The sequence below is a fragment of the Mesorhizobium sp. WSM4310 genome (assembly GCF_007003935.1).
GTDB lineage: Bacteria > Pseudomonadota > Alphaproteobacteria > Rhizobiales > Rhizobiaceae > Mesorhizobium.
In genome coordinates, this window is record NZ_VFTA01000001.1 from 191296 (window position 1) to 207493 (window position 16198).

General features: G+C 64.8%; 16 protein-coding genes and 1 riboswitch. Of the genes, 11 read left to right on the forward strand and 5 right to left on the reverse strand.

The annotated features are described in order from the left end of the window. The first annotated feature begins 1 nt into the window (after position 1). From FJV80_RS00905 to FJV80_RS00935, 7 genes are read left to right on the forward strand one after another with little or no spacing between them, the layout of a single operon-like run. Positions 2 to 1120 (forward strand): ABC transporter ATP-binding protein, encoded by a 1119-nt coding sequence (locus FJV80_RS00905; protein WP_095771170.1) that lies wholly within the window; start codon positions 2 to 4, stop codon positions 1118 to 1120. Next, a complete protein-coding gene (locus FJV80_RS00910) occupies positions 1117 to 2241 on the forward strand; it encodes an ABC transporter ATP-binding protein (RefSeq protein WP_142875319.1) in 1125 nt (374 codons plus the stop codon). Before FJV80_RS00905 ends, FJV80_RS00910 begins: the two co-directional genes overlap by 4 nt. Then, on the forward strand, positions 2241 to 3794 hold the full coding sequence (locus FJV80_RS00915; protein ID WP_142875320.1) for an FGGY-family carbohydrate kinase: 1554 nt from the start codon (positions 2241 to 2243) through the stop codon (positions 3792 to 3794). Before FJV80_RS00910 ends, FJV80_RS00915 begins: the two co-directional genes overlap by 1 nt. A gap of 10 nt (positions 3795 to 3804) precedes the next feature. Then, positions 3805 to 4845, forward strand: coding sequence for a 2-hydroxyacid dehydrogenase (locus tag FJV80_RS00920; protein WP_095786706.1), 1041 nt, complete (start codon positions 3805 to 3807; stop codon positions 4843 to 4845). A 45-nt stretch (positions 4846 to 4890) separates the two neighbouring features. Beyond that, positions 4891 to 6408: a glycerol-3-phosphate dehydrogenase gene (locus FJV80_RS00925; RefSeq protein WP_142875321.1), complete on the forward strand. Its 1518-nt coding sequence runs from the start codon at positions 4891 to 4893 to the stop codon at positions 6406 to 6408. Continuing rightward, the gene (locus FJV80_RS00930) at positions 6408 to 7466 is read left to right on the forward strand and encodes a class II aldolase (protein ID WP_179300969.1); all 1059 of its coding nucleotides are present in this window, start codon (positions 6408 to 6410) and stop codon (positions 7464 to 7466) included. The genes FJV80_RS00925 and FJV80_RS00930 overlap by 1 nt, the downstream gene beginning before the upstream one ends. Before the next feature lie 49 nt (positions 7467 to 7515). After that, on the forward strand, positions 7516 to 8457 hold the full coding sequence (locus tag FJV80_RS00935) for a TIM barrel protein (RefSeq protein WP_095771164.1): 942 nt from the start codon (positions 7516 to 7518) through the stop codon (positions 8455 to 8457). A gap of 61 nt (positions 8458 to 8518) precedes the next feature. On the opposite strand, the gene fba is transcribed toward FJV80_RS00935, so the two are convergent. After that, a complete protein-coding gene (gene fba / locus FJV80_RS00940) occupies positions 8519 to 9583 on the reverse strand; it encodes a class II fructose-bisphosphate aldolase (RefSeq protein WP_095771163.1) in 1065 nt (354 codons plus the stop codon). A gap of 275 nt (positions 9584 to 9858) precedes the next feature. On the opposite strand from fba, the gene FJV80_RS00945 reads away from it, so the two are divergent. Genes FJV80_RS00945 through FJV80_RS00955 form a run of 3 tightly spaced genes read left to right on the forward strand, consistent with a single transcriptional unit; the run spans position 9859 to position 11903 of the window. Beyond that, positions 9859 to 10629 (forward strand): DeoR/GlpR family DNA-binding transcription regulator, encoded by a 771-nt coding sequence (locus FJV80_RS00945; RefSeq protein ID WP_095791235.1) that lies wholly within the window; start codon positions 9859 to 9861, stop codon positions 10627 to 10629. Positions 10630 to 10676: 47 nt separating this feature from the next. After that, the gene (locus tag FJV80_RS00950) at positions 10677 to 11435 is read left to right on the forward strand and encodes a triose-phosphate isomerase (RefSeq protein WP_142875322.1); all 759 of its coding nucleotides are present in this window, start codon (positions 10677 to 10679) and stop codon (positions 11433 to 11435) included. 27 nt (positions 11436 to 11462) lie between these two features. After that, a complete protein-coding gene (locus FJV80_RS00955; protein ID WP_095791237.1) occupies positions 11463 to 11903 on the forward strand; it encodes an RpiB/LacA/LacB family sugar-phosphate isomerase in 441 nt (146 codons plus the stop codon). Here FJV80_RS00955 and dhaL read toward each other — a convergent pair. From dhaL to FJV80_RS00975, 4 genes are all read right to left on the reverse strand, one after another. After that, entirely contained in the window at positions 11900 to 12535 is a 636-nt protein-coding gene (gene dhaL, locus FJV80_RS00960; RefSeq protein WP_142875323.1) for a dihydroxyacetone kinase subunit DhaL, read from the reverse strand. The genes FJV80_RS00955 and dhaL overlap by 4 nt on opposite strands. 15 nt (positions 12536 to 12550) lie before the next feature. Beyond that, on the reverse strand, positions 12551 to 13564 hold the full coding sequence (locus tag FJV80_RS00965) for a dihydroxyacetone kinase subunit DhaK (protein WP_185973309.1): 1014 nt from the start codon (positions 13562 to 13564) through the stop codon (positions 12551 to 12553). Positions 13565 to 13633: 69 nt separating this feature from the next. Continuing rightward, a complete protein-coding gene (locus FJV80_RS00970) occupies positions 13634 to 14107 on the reverse strand; it encodes a 6,7-dimethyl-8-ribityllumazine synthase (RefSeq protein ID WP_142875325.1) in 474 nt (157 codons plus the stop codon). Positions 14108 to 14184: 77 nt separating this feature from the next. After that, positions 14185 to 14329, reverse strand: a riboswitch (FMN riboswitch). A 100-nt stretch (positions 14330 to 14429) separates the two neighbouring features. Beyond that, on the reverse strand, positions 14430 to 15605 hold the full coding sequence (locus tag FJV80_RS00975; RefSeq protein WP_142875326.1) for an MFS transporter: 1176 nt from the start codon (positions 15603 to 15605) through the stop codon (positions 14430 to 14432). Between the two features lie 48 nt (positions 15606 to 15653). Between FJV80_RS00975 and FJV80_RS00980 the strand changes: the two genes are divergently transcribed. Beyond that, positions 15654 to 16193, forward strand: a complete 540-nt coding sequence (locus FJV80_RS00980) for an Lrp/AsnC family transcriptional regulator (RefSeq protein WP_142875327.1) — start codon at positions 15654 to 15656, stop codon at positions 16191 to 16193. Positions 16194 to 16198 lie beyond the last annotated feature (5 nt).

The window sequence follows — 16198 nt, forward strand, 5'->3', positions numbered from 1 at the left end:
CATGGCCAGCCTCGAACTCAAAAACATCGTCAAGCGCTACAAGAGCCAGACCGTCCTCGACAATCTGTCGCTGACGGTTGCCGACGGCGAGACCCTTGTCCTGTTCGGCCCGTCCGGCGCCGGCAAGACGGTGCTGCTGCGCCTGGTCGCCGGCGTCATCGATCCGGATGAGGGCAAGATCTTCATCGGCGGCGACGACATGACCGATGTCGACGCGGAATTCCGTGGCGTCGGCATGGCGTTCCAGAATTTCGCGCTGTTTCCGCATATGAGTGCGTTCGACAACATCGCAACGCCTCTGGAGGCCAAGCGGTCCTCGCCAGGCGCCATAAAGGCCGGCGTCGAAAGCGTCGCCAAGCTGTTGAAGATCGCCCATGTGCTCTCGCACAAGCCGCGCGCGCTCTCCAATGGCCAGAAGCAGCGCACGGCACTTGCCCGCGCTTTGGTCGGTTCGCCGCCGCTGCTGTTGCTCGACGACCCCTTGCGCAATGTCGACGCCAAGCTGCGTTTCGAGATGCGGCTCGAACTGCCGCGCCTGCTTGCCGATCGCGGCGCCACCGTCGTCTACGTCACCCAGGATTACAAGGAAGCCATGGCACTCGGCGATCGCATTGCCGTCATGTCACAGGGCGTCATCCGGCAGCTCGGCACGCCCGAGCAGATCTATCGCGAACCGGCCAATATCGAGATCGCGCGGCTGTTCGGCGACCCCACCATCAATCTGCTCGACGTGAAGCCCGCGCGGGATACCAGGGGGATCTATGTCGGCCTGTCCAACGTCCAGGTCCATCTGGCCGGCGCTTACGACGCGGCGGTCGGCCGCGATTGCGTCATCGGTTTGCGGCCGGAAGCGCTGAGCTTCGTCGAGGAGGGTATCCCGGGCGCCATCCCGGTGACGGTCGAGGCCGAGACGCCGCTCAACGAAAAGATCGTCACGCTTGTGCGCACCGTGCGCGGCCGCGAGATCCTGGTCTCGCGCCCGGCCGGAACGCCGGGCCGCAGCGAGGGCAAGGTCCATATCGCCGTCGACGGCAAGAGCGCCTTGCTGTTCGATCACGCCAGCGGCGACCGCCTCGGTTCGAAGAACGTCGTCACCTTGCGCAATGGAGAAGCCGCATGAGCCAGAGCGCGCTCACCATTTCAGGTGTCGACAAATTTTACGGCCCGATCGATCGCGGCGTGCATGCGGTCAAGAACCTGACGATGGAAATCGGCAAGGGCGAGATCGTCGCCCTGCTTGGCTCGTCCGGCTGCGGCAAGACGTCGACGCTGCGCATGATTGCCGGTTTCGAGGAGGTGTCGCGCGGCGCCATCTCGGTCGGTGGCCGTCGGGTGCACACCTTGCCGCCGGTCAAGCGCAATGTGGCGATGGCCTTCGAAGGCTATTCGCTCTATCCACCGCTGACCGTGCGCGAGAATATGGCCTTTGCGCTCAAGGCTGCCCGGCTGCCGAAAAGCGAGGTCGACGCCAAGGTCGCCAGCATCGCCAAATTGCTCGAGATCGAGGACATATTGGAGCGCTATCCGAGTTCGATTTCCGGCGGCCAGCAGCAACGCGCCAGCCTTGGACGGGCACTGATCCGCGAGGCCGACCTGCATCTGCTGGACGAGCCGATGGGACAGCTCGAACCGCAGCTTCGCGCCGTGCTGCGCGGCCGTATCAAGCACTTCATCAAGGAGCGCGGCCTGACCGCGATCCTGGTCACTCACGATCAGACCGAAGCCAATGCGCTTGCCGACCGCATCGCGGTGATGGAAGGCGGCGTGCTGCAGCAGTTCGACACGCCGGACCAGATCAAGGAACGCCCGGCGAACCTGTTCACCGGCACCTTCGTCGGCGAGCCGCCGATGAACGTCTTCGAGGCCTATGTCGCAACCGCCGCCGGCCGCATCAATCTCAAGCTGCCCGACGGCCTGTCGCTCGACTACGACAAGGACGCCTTCAGCGCTGCGGTTCGCGATCAATTGCTCAGTCGCGAGCGGGTGGTTATCGGCATCAGGCCTTACGCGGTCCGACGCTCGAAGGAGGGTGTTCCCGCCAGGGTCTCGGCCAACCAATGGCTCGGCGACCAGACCCACATCGCCGCCGACTTCGCCGGCGGTTCGCTGGTCCTGGTCGAACACGACCGCACCCGCCTCGATCTGGGTGCGCCGATCAATGTCACCATCGATCCGAAAAACCTGCATGTCTTCGACCAGGCGAGCGGCAAGGCGATCTCGCACGGCATGGAGCTTGCCTGATGCGCGACATCCTGATCGGCATCGACGCCGGCACCTCCGTCATCAAATCCATCGCCTTCGACACGTCGGGCCGGCAGATTGCCGCCGCCGCGTTGCCCAACCACTATGAAACGCTGCCGGGCGGCGGCGCCGAACAGGATCTGGCGCGCACATGGGGCGATGCCGCCACGACCTTGCGACAGCTCGCCGACAAAGTGCCCAATCTGGCCAACCGGACGGTGGCGATAGCAGTCACTGGACAGGGCGACGGCACCTGGCTGATCGACGACAAGGGCGAGCCGGTCGCCAAAGGCTGGCTCTGGCTCGACGCGCGCGCCGCGGCCATCGTCGAGGAAATCCGCGCGCGGCCCGAGGACCGGCTTCGCTTCGAGAAGACCGGCAGCGGGCTCGCCGCCTGCCAGCAGGGTTCGCAATTCGTCTTCATGAAGCGCGCCATGCCCGAAATGCTTGGTAAGGCGGCAACGGCATTCCATTGCAAGGACTGGCTCTATTTCAAGCTGACCGGTGAACGCGCCACCGATCCGTCCGAGGGCACCTTCACTTTCGGCGATTTCCACACCCGCGACTACAGCGACGATGTGCTCGACGTGCTCGGCGTCACCGATCTGAGACATCTGCTGCCGCCGATCGTCGATGGCACCAGGCACAGCACCGCTCTGTCGCAGGCAGCAGCCGATGCCACCGGCATGGTGGCTGGCACGCCGGTCGTGCTCGGCTATGTCGACGTCGTCTGCACCGCGCTCGGCGCCGGCCTGCTCGACCGCGAGCGCAAGCCCGGCTGCTCGATCATCGGTTCCACCGGCATGCATATGCGGCTGGCCGCAACCCCTGACGACGTGCAACTGAACGAAGCGGCGACCGGTTATACGATGGCGATGCCGGCGCCCGGCGTGTTCGCGCAGATGCAATCCAACATGGCGGCGACGCTCAACATTGATTGGGTGCTTGGGCTTGCATCCGGTATTCTCGCCTCGCAAGGCATTTCGCGCAGCAATGGCGAGATGATCGCGCTGGTCGATGCCTGGATCGCGGCCGCGCAGCCGGCCTCGCTGCTCTATCAGCCCTATGTGTCGGAAGCCGGTGAGCGGGGGCCATTCGTCGATGCCAATGCCAGGGCCGGCTTCGTCGGCATTTCCTCGCGGCACGGCTATGCCGACCTTGTCCGCGCCGTCTTCGAGGGCTTGGCGTTCGCGGCACGCGACTGCTACGCGGCCATGGGGCCGCTGCCGCGCGAAGTCCGCCTCACCGGCGGCGCCGCCAGAAGCCCGGCGCTGCGCAAGATCCTGGGGGCGGCGGTGGGGGCCGATATCCGCACCAGCGCGCGCGAGGAGGCGGGCGCCGCGGGCGCGGCGATGATCGCCGCGGTCTGCGTGGGTCTCTACCCGTCCATGGACGCGTGCGTCGGCGAATGGGTGACGCCGCTGCTGGGCGAGGCCGAGCCGAGCGACCGGAACCTTGCCGCGATCTACGACAAGATGACCCCGTCCTACATGTTGGCGCATCAGGCGTTGCGGCCTGTCTGGCGCGCGATGGCTTCAGTGCAGGCAAATTGAGAAGTCGAGTATGCGTAAGAAAATAGCGATCATTGGCGACAACTTCATGCTTCCGCAGGTGTTTCGCGCCGAAATCGAGAAGGTCGCGCGTGGCGACCTGGATATCAGGACATTGCAGACGGCCTGGCCCGATGAACCGATGGAATTCGGCGATCCGGCGCTCGGCCTCGACAAGGTCAAGGAGTATTTCGGCCATCCCGACGAGGTCGTTGATTTCATCGGCGATGCCGAGATCCTCGTCACCCAGCTGGCGCCCCTGTCGGAGGCCATGATGCGGCGCTTGCCGACGCTTAGACTGGTCGCGGTCTCGCGCGGCGGACCGATCAACATCGACATGGCGGCGGCCAAGGCGCAAGGCATCACCGTGGTCAATGTGCCCGGCCGCAACGCGAGTGCCGTGGCCGAGTTCACCCTTGGCGCCATCCTGGCCGAGACACGGCTGATCCGGGTCGGCCACGAGGCCTTGCGCAAGGGCGAATGGCGCGGCGACCTATACCGCGCCGACCGCACCGGCCGCGAGCTCAGTGAGATGACCGTCGGCGTCATCGGCTACGGCAACATCGGCACCAAGGTCGTTCGGCTGCTGCGCGCCTTCGGCTGCCGCGTCCTGGTTTGCGACCCCTATGTGCAGTTGAGCGCCGACGACCGCAATGCCGGTGTCGAACTCGTCGCTCTGGACAATCTGCTCGTCCGCTCCGACGTGGTCACGCTGCATCCCCGGGTGACCGAGGAGACGCGCGGCCTCATCGGCAAGGACACCATCGCGCTGATGAAACCGGGCGTGATTCTCATCAACACCGCGCGCGGGCCGCTGGTCGACTATGACGCGCTCTACGAGGCGCTGGTTTCAGGGCAGATCGCCAGCGCCATGCTGGAGACGTTCGCCGTCGAGCCGGTGCCGTCGGACTGGCCCTTGCTGCTGCTTCCCAACGTGACGCTGACGCCGCACATCGCCGGCGCTTCGGTGCGCACCGTCACCTATGCCGCCGAACAGGCCGCCGAAGAGGTGCGCCGCTACCTCGCCGGCCTGCCTCCGGTCAATCCGTGCTGAGGCAGTGGCCATGACGCATGAAACCGGCATCGAGGCTACGGCGACATGAACGGCGGCCTTGAAATCGTCGACCTCTTCGTTGTCGGCGGCGGCGTCAATGGCGCCGGCATCGCCCGCGACGCAGCGGGCCGCGGCCTTTCCGTCATCCTGTGCGAAAAGGACGATCTCGCCGAAGGCACCAGTTCGCGCTCGGGCAAGCTCGTCCATGGCGGCCTGCGCTATCTCGAATATTACGAGTTCCGCCTAGTGCGGGAGGCGCTGATCGAGCGTGAGGTGCTGCTGGAATCGGCGCCGCACATCATCTGGCCGATGCGCTTCGTGCTGCCGCACAGCCCCGACGACAGGCCGGCCTGGCTGGTGCGGCTCGGCCTGTTCCTCTACGACCATCTCGGCGGCCGCAAGCGGCTGCCGGCGACTCGAACGCTCAACCTGCGCACCGCGCCCGAGGGCGCGCCGATCAAGGATGCCTTCCGGCGCGGCTTCGAATATTCTGACTGCTGGGTCGACGATGCCCGCCTCGTCGTCATCAATGCGCTCGACGCCGCGGAGCGGGGCGCCAGGGTTTTCACGCGCACCGCCTGCACCGCCGTCCGCCGCGAGAACGGCCTGTGGGTTGTCGAGATGCAGGAGGGCAGGACGGGTATCAGGACGGTGGTTCGGGCGCGCGCGCTGATCAATGCCGCCGGCCCCTGGGTCAACGACATCGTCAACCGCGTTGCCGGCCAGAACTCCAGGCGCAACGTACGCCTGGTCAAGGGCAGCCACATCGTCGTGCCGAAATTCTGGGAGGGGCGGCAAGCCTATCTCATCCAGAACAGCGACAAGCGCGTGATCTTCATCAACCCCTATCAGAACGATCTCGCTCTGATCGGCACCACCGACATTCCCTATGAGGGCCGGCCCGAGGACGTGGCGGCGGATGAGAGCGAGATCGATTACCTGATCAAGGTGGTCAACCGCTATTTCAAGCGCGGCCTTGGGCGCGGCGATGTCGTCTATTCGTTCTCCGGCGTCAGGCCGCTCTATGACGACAATGCCGACAACCCAAGTGCCGTGACCCGCGACTATATTTTCGAGCTCGACGCGCCGGACGCACAGGCGCCGCTGCTCTCCGTCTTCGGCGGCAAGATCACCACCTTCCGCAAACTGGCCGAGCATGCGCTGGACAGGATCGCGCCGTTCTTTCCCAAAATGGGCAAGCCCTGGACCGCGAAGGCGCATCTGCCCGGCGGCGATATCGCCAATGCCGATTTCGAACAGTTCCTCGGCGATCTCGGAGGCGAATATCCCTGGATGCCGGCATCTCTGCTGAAGCATTACGGCCGGCTCTACGGCACCAGGACACGGGCTTTGGTTGGCGCGGCGCGTTCGCTCGATGAGCTCGGGCGCTGCTTCGGCAAGGATTTCTTCGAGCGCGAGGCCGCCTATCTCTTCGACCGGGAATGGGCCGTGACGTCAGCCGATATTCTCGAGCGTCGCACCAAGCACGGCCTGCATCTGTCCGCCGAGGAAAGGGTGGCCTTCGAGCATTGGTGCGCGAACCGGTTGGCGAGGGCAGGCTGATGGTCCATTCCGTCGATACTGGCACCACGGAATTCCGCATGCTGCGCTCCTTGTCGGCCAGCATCGGCGCCGACCCGTTGCTGGTTCAGGGTGCCGGCGGCAACACCTCCATCAAGCAGGCCGGTGTGCTGTGGATAAAGGCGTCGGGCACGTGGCTGAAGAACGCGCGCGACGACGAGATCATGGTGCCGGTCGCGCTGGCGCCGTTGCTCGATGCCGTGGCGCATCGCAGCCCGGCGGCGGAGACCGCGGGGCAGTTCACGCTGGCGGACCTCAACCCTCGTCAGCTGCGGCCCTCCATCGAGACGACGGTGCATGCGCTGCTGCCGCAGAAGATCGTGGTCCACGTCCATTGCGTCGAGACGATCTCGATCGCCGTGCAGGCCAATGCCGAAGCCTTGCTGGAGGGGCGCCTGCGCGGCCTCGACTGGGCCTTCGTGCCCTATCGCCGACCCGGCCTGCCGCTGGCGCAGGCGATCGCCGAGCGGCTGAAGCCCGCGGCCAACGTGCTCGTGCTTGGCAATCACGGCCTGGTGGTCGCTGCCGATACGGTCACCGAGGCAGCCTTGCTGCTGCAACGGGTGACCGGGCTGCTCGCACGGCAGCCGCGCCCGGCTCCGCCCCCCGATCTCGATGCGCTGCTGAGGCTCGCCGCAGGCAGCGACTACCGGCTGCCGGCCTCGACCGCCGCGCATGCCGTTGCGACCGACCTCGCCAGTTGCCGCATCGCCGCCTCCGGCAGCCTCTACCCGGATCATGTGATCTTCCTTGGCGTCGGCTCGGTGATCGCCGGCCCTGGCGAGGACGCGGCGGCGGTCGTTGCCCGCACTGGAGCCGCGCCGACGTCCATCCTCTTTCCCGGCAAGGGTGTGCTCATGCGCCGGGATGCCAATGCCGGCGCCGAAGCGATGGCGCGTTGCCTGGCCGACGTCGTCGCGCGCGTCGATGGCGCTGCGCGCGTCAACTATCTCAGTCCGAAGGAGAACGCCGAACTGCTGAACTGGGACGCCGAGAAATACCGCCAGCAACTCAACCGCGAAGGGGTGACGCTGCAATGACGGCATTCCGCTCCAATGTCTTGCTTTGCGTCGGGGAGGGATAGCGACCTTGGCCTTCACGCTCTCCCTCAACACCAATCCGCTGGTCAATCGCTTCGCCGATCCGGACGACCTGATCGACACCATCGCCTATGACATCGGCATAAGGGACGTGCAGCTCACGCATGAATTCATCAATCCCGGCTGGCCCGCCGCGACGATCGTCAAATTCGTCCGCCTGTTTCGCGGCGCACTCGCCCGCACCGGCGTGCGTGTCACGTCCGGCATGACCGGTCCTTACGGCAGGCTCAATCATTTCGGTCACCCCGACGCCGATGTGCGCCGCTACTATGTTGACTGGTTCAAGACCTTTGCCGACCTCTCGGCCGAGCTTGGCGCCGGTGGCATGGGCACGCAATTCGCCATCTTCACCCATCGCGACTTTGACGACCCCCAGCGCCGCGTGCGGTTGTTCGACATCGCGCTGGACTGCTGGCGCGAGGTCGCCGAGCACGCCCGTGCGGCCGGCCTGACCTATCTGTTCTGGGAACCGATGTCGGTTGGCCGCGAGTTCGGCCACACCATCGAGAATTGCCGGCTGCTGCAGCGTACGATCGACGCCGCAGGTATGGCGATCCCGCTGGAGATGATGGTCGACATCGACCATGGCGACGTCACCTCGAGCAATCCGGCTGACATCGATCCGTACGCCTGGGCCGAAGCCTTTCCCACGAAATCGCCGATCATCCACATCAAACAGTCGTCGATGAACAAGGGCGGCCATTGGCCGTTCACATCAGCCTACAACAGGGACGGCCGCATCACGCCTGAAAAACTGCTGCAGACGGTGCGGCGCGGCGGCGGCACCGACAACGAGATCTGCCTCGAACTGTCGTTTCGTGAGCGCGAGCCGGTCGACCATCAGGTGGTCGCCATGATCCGCGAGTCCGTCGACTACTGGGCGCCGTTCATCGAGACAGGCAGGTCCGATCTTCTGCCAAAGGCCGGTTAGAAAACGGGCAGGGGCCGATGGGGCTCCTGCCCGTTGAATTCAGCAGATAATCGCCCGGAACTCAGCCGAATTTGGGGTCGAGGCTGCCCGACTTGTAGCGCTTGGCCATTTCCGAGACCGGCAGCGGCTTGATCTTCGGTGCGTTGCCGGCGGTGCCGAACTGCTCGAAGCGCTCCTTGCAGAGCTTGCGCATCGCGGCCATTGCCGGCGTCAGATATTTGCGCGGATCGAACTCGCTGGGGTTTTCCGTCAGCACCTTGCGGATCGCTCCGGTCAGCGCCATGCGGTTGTCGGTGTCGATGTTGATCTTGCGCACGCCATGCTTGATGCCGCGCTGGATTTCCTCCACCGGCACGCCCCAGGTCGGCTTCATCTGGCCGCCATATTTGTTGATGATCTCCTGCAGGTCCTCCGGTACCGAAGACGAACCGTGCATGACCAGATGCATGTTCGGCAGGCGGCGATGGATCTCCTCGATGACGTTCATCGCCAGCACCGCGCCGTCCGGCTTGCGCGAGAATTTGTAGGCGCCGTGGCTGGTGCCCATGGCAACCGCCAGCGCGTCGACATGGGTGTCGCGCACGAACTGTTCGGCCTGCACCGGATCGGTGAGCAATTGGTCGTGGCTGATCGCGCCTTCGACGCCGTGGCCGTCTTCCTGCTCGCCGCCGCCGCTCTCCAGCGATCCCAGCACGCCGATCTCGCCTTCGACAGACACGCCACCCCAGTGCGCCATGTCGACGACGCGCTTGGTGATGCCGGAATTATAGGCGTAGTCGGCCGGCGACTTGCCGTCTTCCTTGAGCGAACCGTCCATCATCACCGAGGTGAAGCCGTACTGGATCGCGGTGACGCAGGTGGCTTCGTTGTTGCCGTGGTCGAGATGCATGCAGACCGGGATGTCGGGATGGATCTCGACCAGCGCGTCGATCAGCTTGGCCAGCACCACGTCATTGGCATAGGCACGCGCACCGCGGCTTGCCTGCAGGATGACAGGCGATTTGGTCTCTTCCGCCGCCTCCATGATGGCGAGGCCCTGTTCCATGTTGTTCATGTTGAAGGCCGGCACGCCATAGCCGTATTCGGCGGCGTGATCGAGCAATTGTCTCAGTGTGATGCGAGCCAACGAATAGTCTCCCGTATCTGGTTTCAAACCTGGTGGTTGCGGACTGTCCGCGCATCGTCCAGCCCACCGATGCTTCTGGCCGGATTTCCGCGCAACCGCAACCGTCACCGGCCGTCCCGGCAGCAATTCTTGTTACAGCGCCGCGATCGGGGCAAGCGGAATATCCCAAGAATCCATCTCATTATCACAGAAAACTTGATACTTTTGCGACGATAGCTGTTATATCTCTGAACTCCGATCAAGCAGCCGCGCTTCGGCGTTGGCGGTCAGCGGCAATGAAGAGCGACATCAGACGGCAAGGCATTATGGAGTTTCTGATGGACGCCGGTCAGGCCGGCGTCGACGATCTCGCCTTGCGCTTTGGCGTCTCGAAGATGACCGTGCATCGCGACCTCGACGAGCTCGAGGAAAGCGGTTTCCTGCGCAAGGTGCGCGGCGGCGCTTCGATCCAGCCGAGCAGCCTGTTCGAAAGCGACTTCCGCTACCGGCAGAAGCAGGCGACCGAGGAAAAGCAGCGTCTGGCGGTGGCTGCCGTGGCCATGATCGAACCTGGCCAGACGGTGATCATCGATGACGGCTCGACGGCAGGAGGCATTGCGCGCCATCTCACCGATCTGCGGCCGCTGACGGTGATCTCCAACAATCTGGCCGTCATCCAGGAACTGGCCGGCGCCGGGGGGATCAACCTGATCGCGCTCGGCGGCCAATACAGCAAGAAGTTCCACGGCTTCTTCGGCCTGCTGGCCGAGGCTTCGCTCAAATCGCTGCGCGCCGACGTCGCCTTCCTGTCGTCTTCGGCCATCCATGGCGCTTCCGCCTTCCACCAGGATCAGGAGGTGGTGCAGGCCAAGCGGCTGATGATGGCGGCGGCGACCCGCAAATATCTGCTGGTCGACCACGGCAAGTTCGGCCGCACGGCGCTGCATTTCCTGACTGATCTCAGCGCATTCGACGCGGTCTTCACCGGCCGCGCGCCGGAGCCGGGCGTGCGCGCGGTGCTGGATGCCGGCGGCGTCTCGCTGACGGTCATCGACAAGGGATCATGATCCCGGCATCGGGAGATCGTGATCAGCAAAATTAAGGAGCAGTACGCGTGGTCTACTGGGTCGGTACAAGCTGGAAGATGAACAAGACGCTCGCCGAGGCGCTGGATTTCGCGCAGCGCCTGGCCGGCTTCATTCCCGGTTTCGATGACCGCATCCAGCCCTTCGTCATACCGCCCTTCACGGCGGTGCGCGAGGTCAAGCAGGCGCTGTCGTCGACGCATATCAAGGTCGGTGCCCAGAATATGCATTGGGCCGACGCCGGCGCCTGGACCGGCGAGATCTCGCCGCTGATGCTGAGGGATTGCGGGCTCGATCTGGTCGAACTCGGCCATAGCGAACGGCGCGAGCATTTTGGCGAGACCGATCGCACGGTTGGCCTGAAAACGGCGGCGGCTGTGAAGCACGGGTTGATCCCGTTGATCTGTGTCGGCGAGACGCTGGCCGAGCGCGAAAGCGGGCAGGCCGATGCCGTGCTGGGCGCCCAGGTCGAGGGCGCGCTGCAATTCCTTGAAGGCGAGGCGAAGGGCGCGAAAATCCTCTTCGCCTACGAGCCGGTCTGGGCGATCGGCGACAAGGGCATTCCGGCCAGCGCGGACTATGCCGACAAGCAGCAGGCATTGATCAAGACAGTGGCCGGCGCCGTGCTGCCGTCGGTGCCGCCGGTGCTTTATGGCGGCAGCGTCAATCCAGGCAATGCCGCCGAGCTGGTCGGCCAGCCCAATATAGACGGCCTCTTCATCGGCCGCTCCGCCTGGCAGGCGGACGGTTACATCGACATTCTCGGCCGCGCCTCGGCGGCGATCTGAAACCATCCGAACCGCAAAGGGAAAACCATGAAAATAGCCATTGGAGCCGACAGCGCCGGCAAACCGCTGCTCGACGTCATCGCCGCCCACCTTGCCACCAAATCCGGCCTGACGGTCAGCGATCTCAGCCAGGCCGGCTACTATGCCGACCTGTCGCAAAAACTCGCCCAGACCATCGTCGACGGCGAGAACGATCGCGGCATCCTGTTCTGCGGCACCGGCATCGGCGTCTCCATCTCGGCCAACAAGGTGCCGGGCATCCGCGCCGCGCTCACCCACGACACCTATTCGGCCGAGCGCGCGGCGAAATCCAACAACGCGCAGATCATCACCATGGGCGCCCGCGTCATCGGCCCCGAACTGGCCAAGGCGATCGTCGATACGTGGCTCGCCTCCGAGTTCGACGAACAAGGTCCCTCGGCCGGCAATGTCCAGGCGATCGACAGGCTCGATGCGGCGAAGCGCTAGCTCAAGCTCTTGCGCATCGCGCCGATCACGGTGACGGCCGACGCCGCGCCGGGGTCGATATGCCCGAGCGATCGCTCGCCGAGCCGCGAGGAGCGGCCCTTGGCGGCAATCATGTCCTTGGTTGCTTCCGCCCCACGCGCGGCGGCGGCAAGGGCCGCCTCGAGACACTGAGCCAAGGTCTTGCCGGCTACACTGGCCGCGGCGGCCGCTTCGGCCGCCGGTTGCCAGGCATCGACCATCGTCTTTTCGCCCGGTTCGGCCTTGCCGCGATCCTTGATGCCTTGTGCCATGGCCTGGAACAGGGCGGTGAAGTCCGCGTCCGCCAGCGTCGCCTTGCCCTTGACGGCAGCACCGGCGCGCATGAAGGCCGTCGCATAGAGCGGGCCAGAGGACGCGCCGACGGCGTTGAGGAACGATTTCGCCGCCGTGTTGAGCAACGCCGTCGGCTCGGTCGCCGCGAGGTCGAGCGAGGCCAGCGCATCGCGCACGGCATTGAAGCCGAGCGCCATGGCAATGCCGTGATCGGCGTCGCCAATGACGCCGTCGAGCTGGCAGAGCCGGTCCTTGTCGGCCTCGATCGCCACCGCGATCGTATCGAACATTCTTTTCAGGTCAGCGGTGTCGATGGTCACGGGAACGCTCTTTCGTCAGCCGGCACGGAACATGGCGCAGTCGCAGGGGTGGTCGAGCATGGTCTGCAAATCCTCGTCGAGATGAAAAAGCGTCACCGAGGCGCCGGCCATTTCCAGTGACGTGCAGTAATTGCCGACCCAGGTCGCGTGGATGGAAACGCCGATGTCGTCGAGCCGCTGCTTGACCCGCCGGTTCATGACGTAGAGCTCCATCAGCGGCGTCGAGCCGAGCGAATTGACCAGCACCGCGACCTTGTCGCCGCGCTTCGGCGCCATCTCGGCGAAAATCTTGTCCAGCATCTCGTCGGTGATCGCGTCGGCGGTCCCGAGCTTGCCGCGGGCGATGCCGGGTTCGCCATGGATGCCCATGCCGATCTCCATTTCGTCCGCGCCGATCTCGAAATTCGGCCGCCTTGTCTGCGGCAGCGAGCAGGGCGACAGCGCCACGCCCATGGTGAAGGTGTGGTCGTTGGCCTTGCGGGCGACGCGCTCCACCTCGTCCAGGGAGAACATCCGGTCGCAGGCCGCACCGGCGGCCTTGAAGATGAAGAAATTGCCGGCGACGCCGCGGCGCTTCTGCCGCTGGTCGCGCGGCGCCGAGGCGACGTCATCGGTGGTCAGCACTGTACGCACCTCGATGTCGTCCATCGCTGCCATCTCGGCCGCCATGTCGAAATTCATCACGTCGCCGGCATAGTTGCCATACATGAACAAGACGCCGGCGCCGCCGCTGACCGCCTTGGCGCATTCGAGGATCGGATCGGGCGGCGGCGAGGCAAAGACATTGCCGATGGCCGCCGCATCCGCCAGTCCCTTGCCGACAAAGCCGAGAAAGGTCGGCTCATGGCCGGAACCGCCGCCGATCACCAGCCCGACCTTGCCGGGGCGTGGCCCGTCGCGGGCGATGATCGAGCGCGGGCTGCCGTCCGCGCTCCTGAGGTGGCGAGGATGCGCGGCGAGGATCCCTTCGAGCATTTCGTCGACGGCGCGGTTGCCGTCATTGATGATCTTCTTGGTCTGCACCGGCATCCTCCCCGAACTCGGTATTTCGCAAATACTACCGGGTGTTATCGCGATTTCCACCCGGCCGGGAAGATTTCATGCCGCGATCTTTTCCCGCGCGGCGAGAATTTCCACGCAGGCCCTGGCCGCTTCCTTGCCCTTGACGGTGAAGTGCTCGAAGAAGAAGCGATGGTGGTCGGCGCTGTCGTGATAATTGTGCGGCGTCAGCACCGCCGAAAGCACCGGAACGCCGGCTGACAGCTGCACGTTCATCATGCCGTCGATAACGGCGCTGGCGACGAACTCATGCCTGTAGATGCCGCCATTGACGACGAAAGCCGTGCCGAGGATCGCGCCATAGCGGCCGGTCTCAGCCAAGGTCTTGGCGTGCAGCGGGATTTCGTAGGCGCCGGGCACATCGAAGACATCGACGGCGAACCGGTCGCCTCCGATGCCGGCCAGTTCCGCTACGAAGGCGTTGACGCACTGATCGACGATATCCGCATGCCAGCGCGCGCGGATGACGGCGATGCGAACAGTTTCATAGTCTTTGTGGGAATGCTGATTCATGGGTCCATCCTTCCGTTTCGAACCAGAATCAGGACGCACGATACGCAATCCGGCCCGCCGGAGCGGTCCGTTTTCCGTTTCGTTCTCTTTCATCCGGACTGTAACCGTCGGCTCCGGAATCACACCGGATCTGCTGACCTTTCCGATTTCGGAAAGCGCTCGCGGGCTTTGGCCGAAACCATTACCGCCGGTGGGGATTTTCACCCCGCCCTGAGAACATTAACGCCTCTGTATGGAAGGGCAGGGGTGCCGCTGTCAACCAGGCGACAGGCCGGTGGCCAATCACGTTCTGTCGACTGGCGCAATTCTGTGAAGAGCCGCTCTATCGCGTGCGCCACGCCGCAGCCGCTGCTGCAACCAGCATCAGCAGCGCCGCAACCATCGCGCAGACGGCAAAGCCGAAGCCGGAATAGATCGGCCCGAAGCCGGTGGTGCCGATAAAGACCGCGAGATAGGTCACGGCGCTGTTCAGGCCCATGATCGTACCGCGCTGTGAGGGATCGAGCGCCGCCAGCCGCATCACCAGAACATTCAATCCGAAATGATTGGCAAGCCCCCAGATAGCCACCATGGCGAGCGTCAGGCCGAAACTGTTGCTCGTCGCGGCAATGGCGACATAGACGGCCGCGACAAGAAGATAGGCGAACGGCATGACGCGGCGGGCGCCCAGGCGATCGATCGCGCCATCGAGGAGAGCAGCCGTGCCGAAGCCAATGCCGTAAGCGAGCGCGGCCCAGCCATTGGCGCTCACCGGCTTGCCCAGTCCGCTGTGCAGGTGGTCGCCGAGATAGCCATAGACACCGTAGAAGGCGGTCATGAAGGCTGCGCAGGCGATGAGAAGCGGCACAATGCCGGGAATGCCGAGCGCCGCCAGCGGCGTTGGTGCCGGGCCGCTCTTCCTGATGTCGCTCAGCGACGTCATGCTGAGGCTGGTCAGCGCCAGCACTGCCAGCACCGCGACGGCGGCGAACACGGCGCGCCAATGCACGAGATCAGCAAGCACGGCCGAGAGCGAAACGCCGGCCACCATGCTGAGCGTCCATCCGGTCAGCACCACGCCGATGGTGCCGCTTTCGCGGCCGGGCGGCGCGATCGCCGCCGAACTCGCATAGATCGCCGGCATGGCGACGCCGGCGGCGATGCCGGCGATGAATTGCGCCGCGACAAGCATGATCAGTACCGGTGCGGCCGCGCTGGCGACGAGAGCAATGGCCAGCAACAGCAATGCCCCTTGCAGCATCCGGCGGGCGCCGAGCCGGTCGATGTAACGGGCGAGGAACAGGGCGCTCGCCGAGGTGCCGAGGCCAAAGGCGGCCGCCGCGATCATCACGGTCGGGACGCTGCTCGAGAAGGACGATGCCACGGCCGGGGCTATGGGCCCCAGGACCAGCGAATTCGAGCCGATCACGGCGATGCATCCGGTCAACAGATAGGCGAGGGCCGGGATCGCCGGCCTGGCGTCTGCTGCTAGGGCGGTGGCTTGATTGCTGTTCGACATATCGTCATAATGGCCGTATTAAATTCCGTGGCAATCAGGATTATCGACATGGATGAAGAAACAGATGGCATTCTGCAGAACAGGCCGGCGCCCCGCGATGTCGATGCAATTGACCGAAAAATATTAAGCGTTCTCGTTGACGACGCGACGGTCAGCTACGCCGAACTCGGCGATCAGGTCGGGCTTTCACCGCCAGCAGCGCATGAGCGGGTCAAGCGTCTTCGGCGCAGCGGCGCCATTCGCGGCACGGCAGCGATCATCGACCCCAAGGCGGTGAAGAAGCCGCTGCTCGCCTTCGTGCATATCGACACCAGGGGCTGGGGCAAGACCCCGGAGCTGATGGCGGTTTCGCAATATCCGGAAGTCGAGGAGATCCATACCGTCGCAGGCGATACCTGCATGCTGCTGAAGGTCCGCACGGAAGACACGAGGGCGCTGGAAGGGCTGCTTGCTCGCCTCTACGAAACGCCCGGCGTTACCTCGACGCGCAGCTATGTGGTGCTGTCGACCTATCTCGAGCGGCCGGTGCAGCCCGGCATCACCGACAAGTGGCCGACACCGGGGCACATGAGCAAGCCGCTGTACTAGCCGGC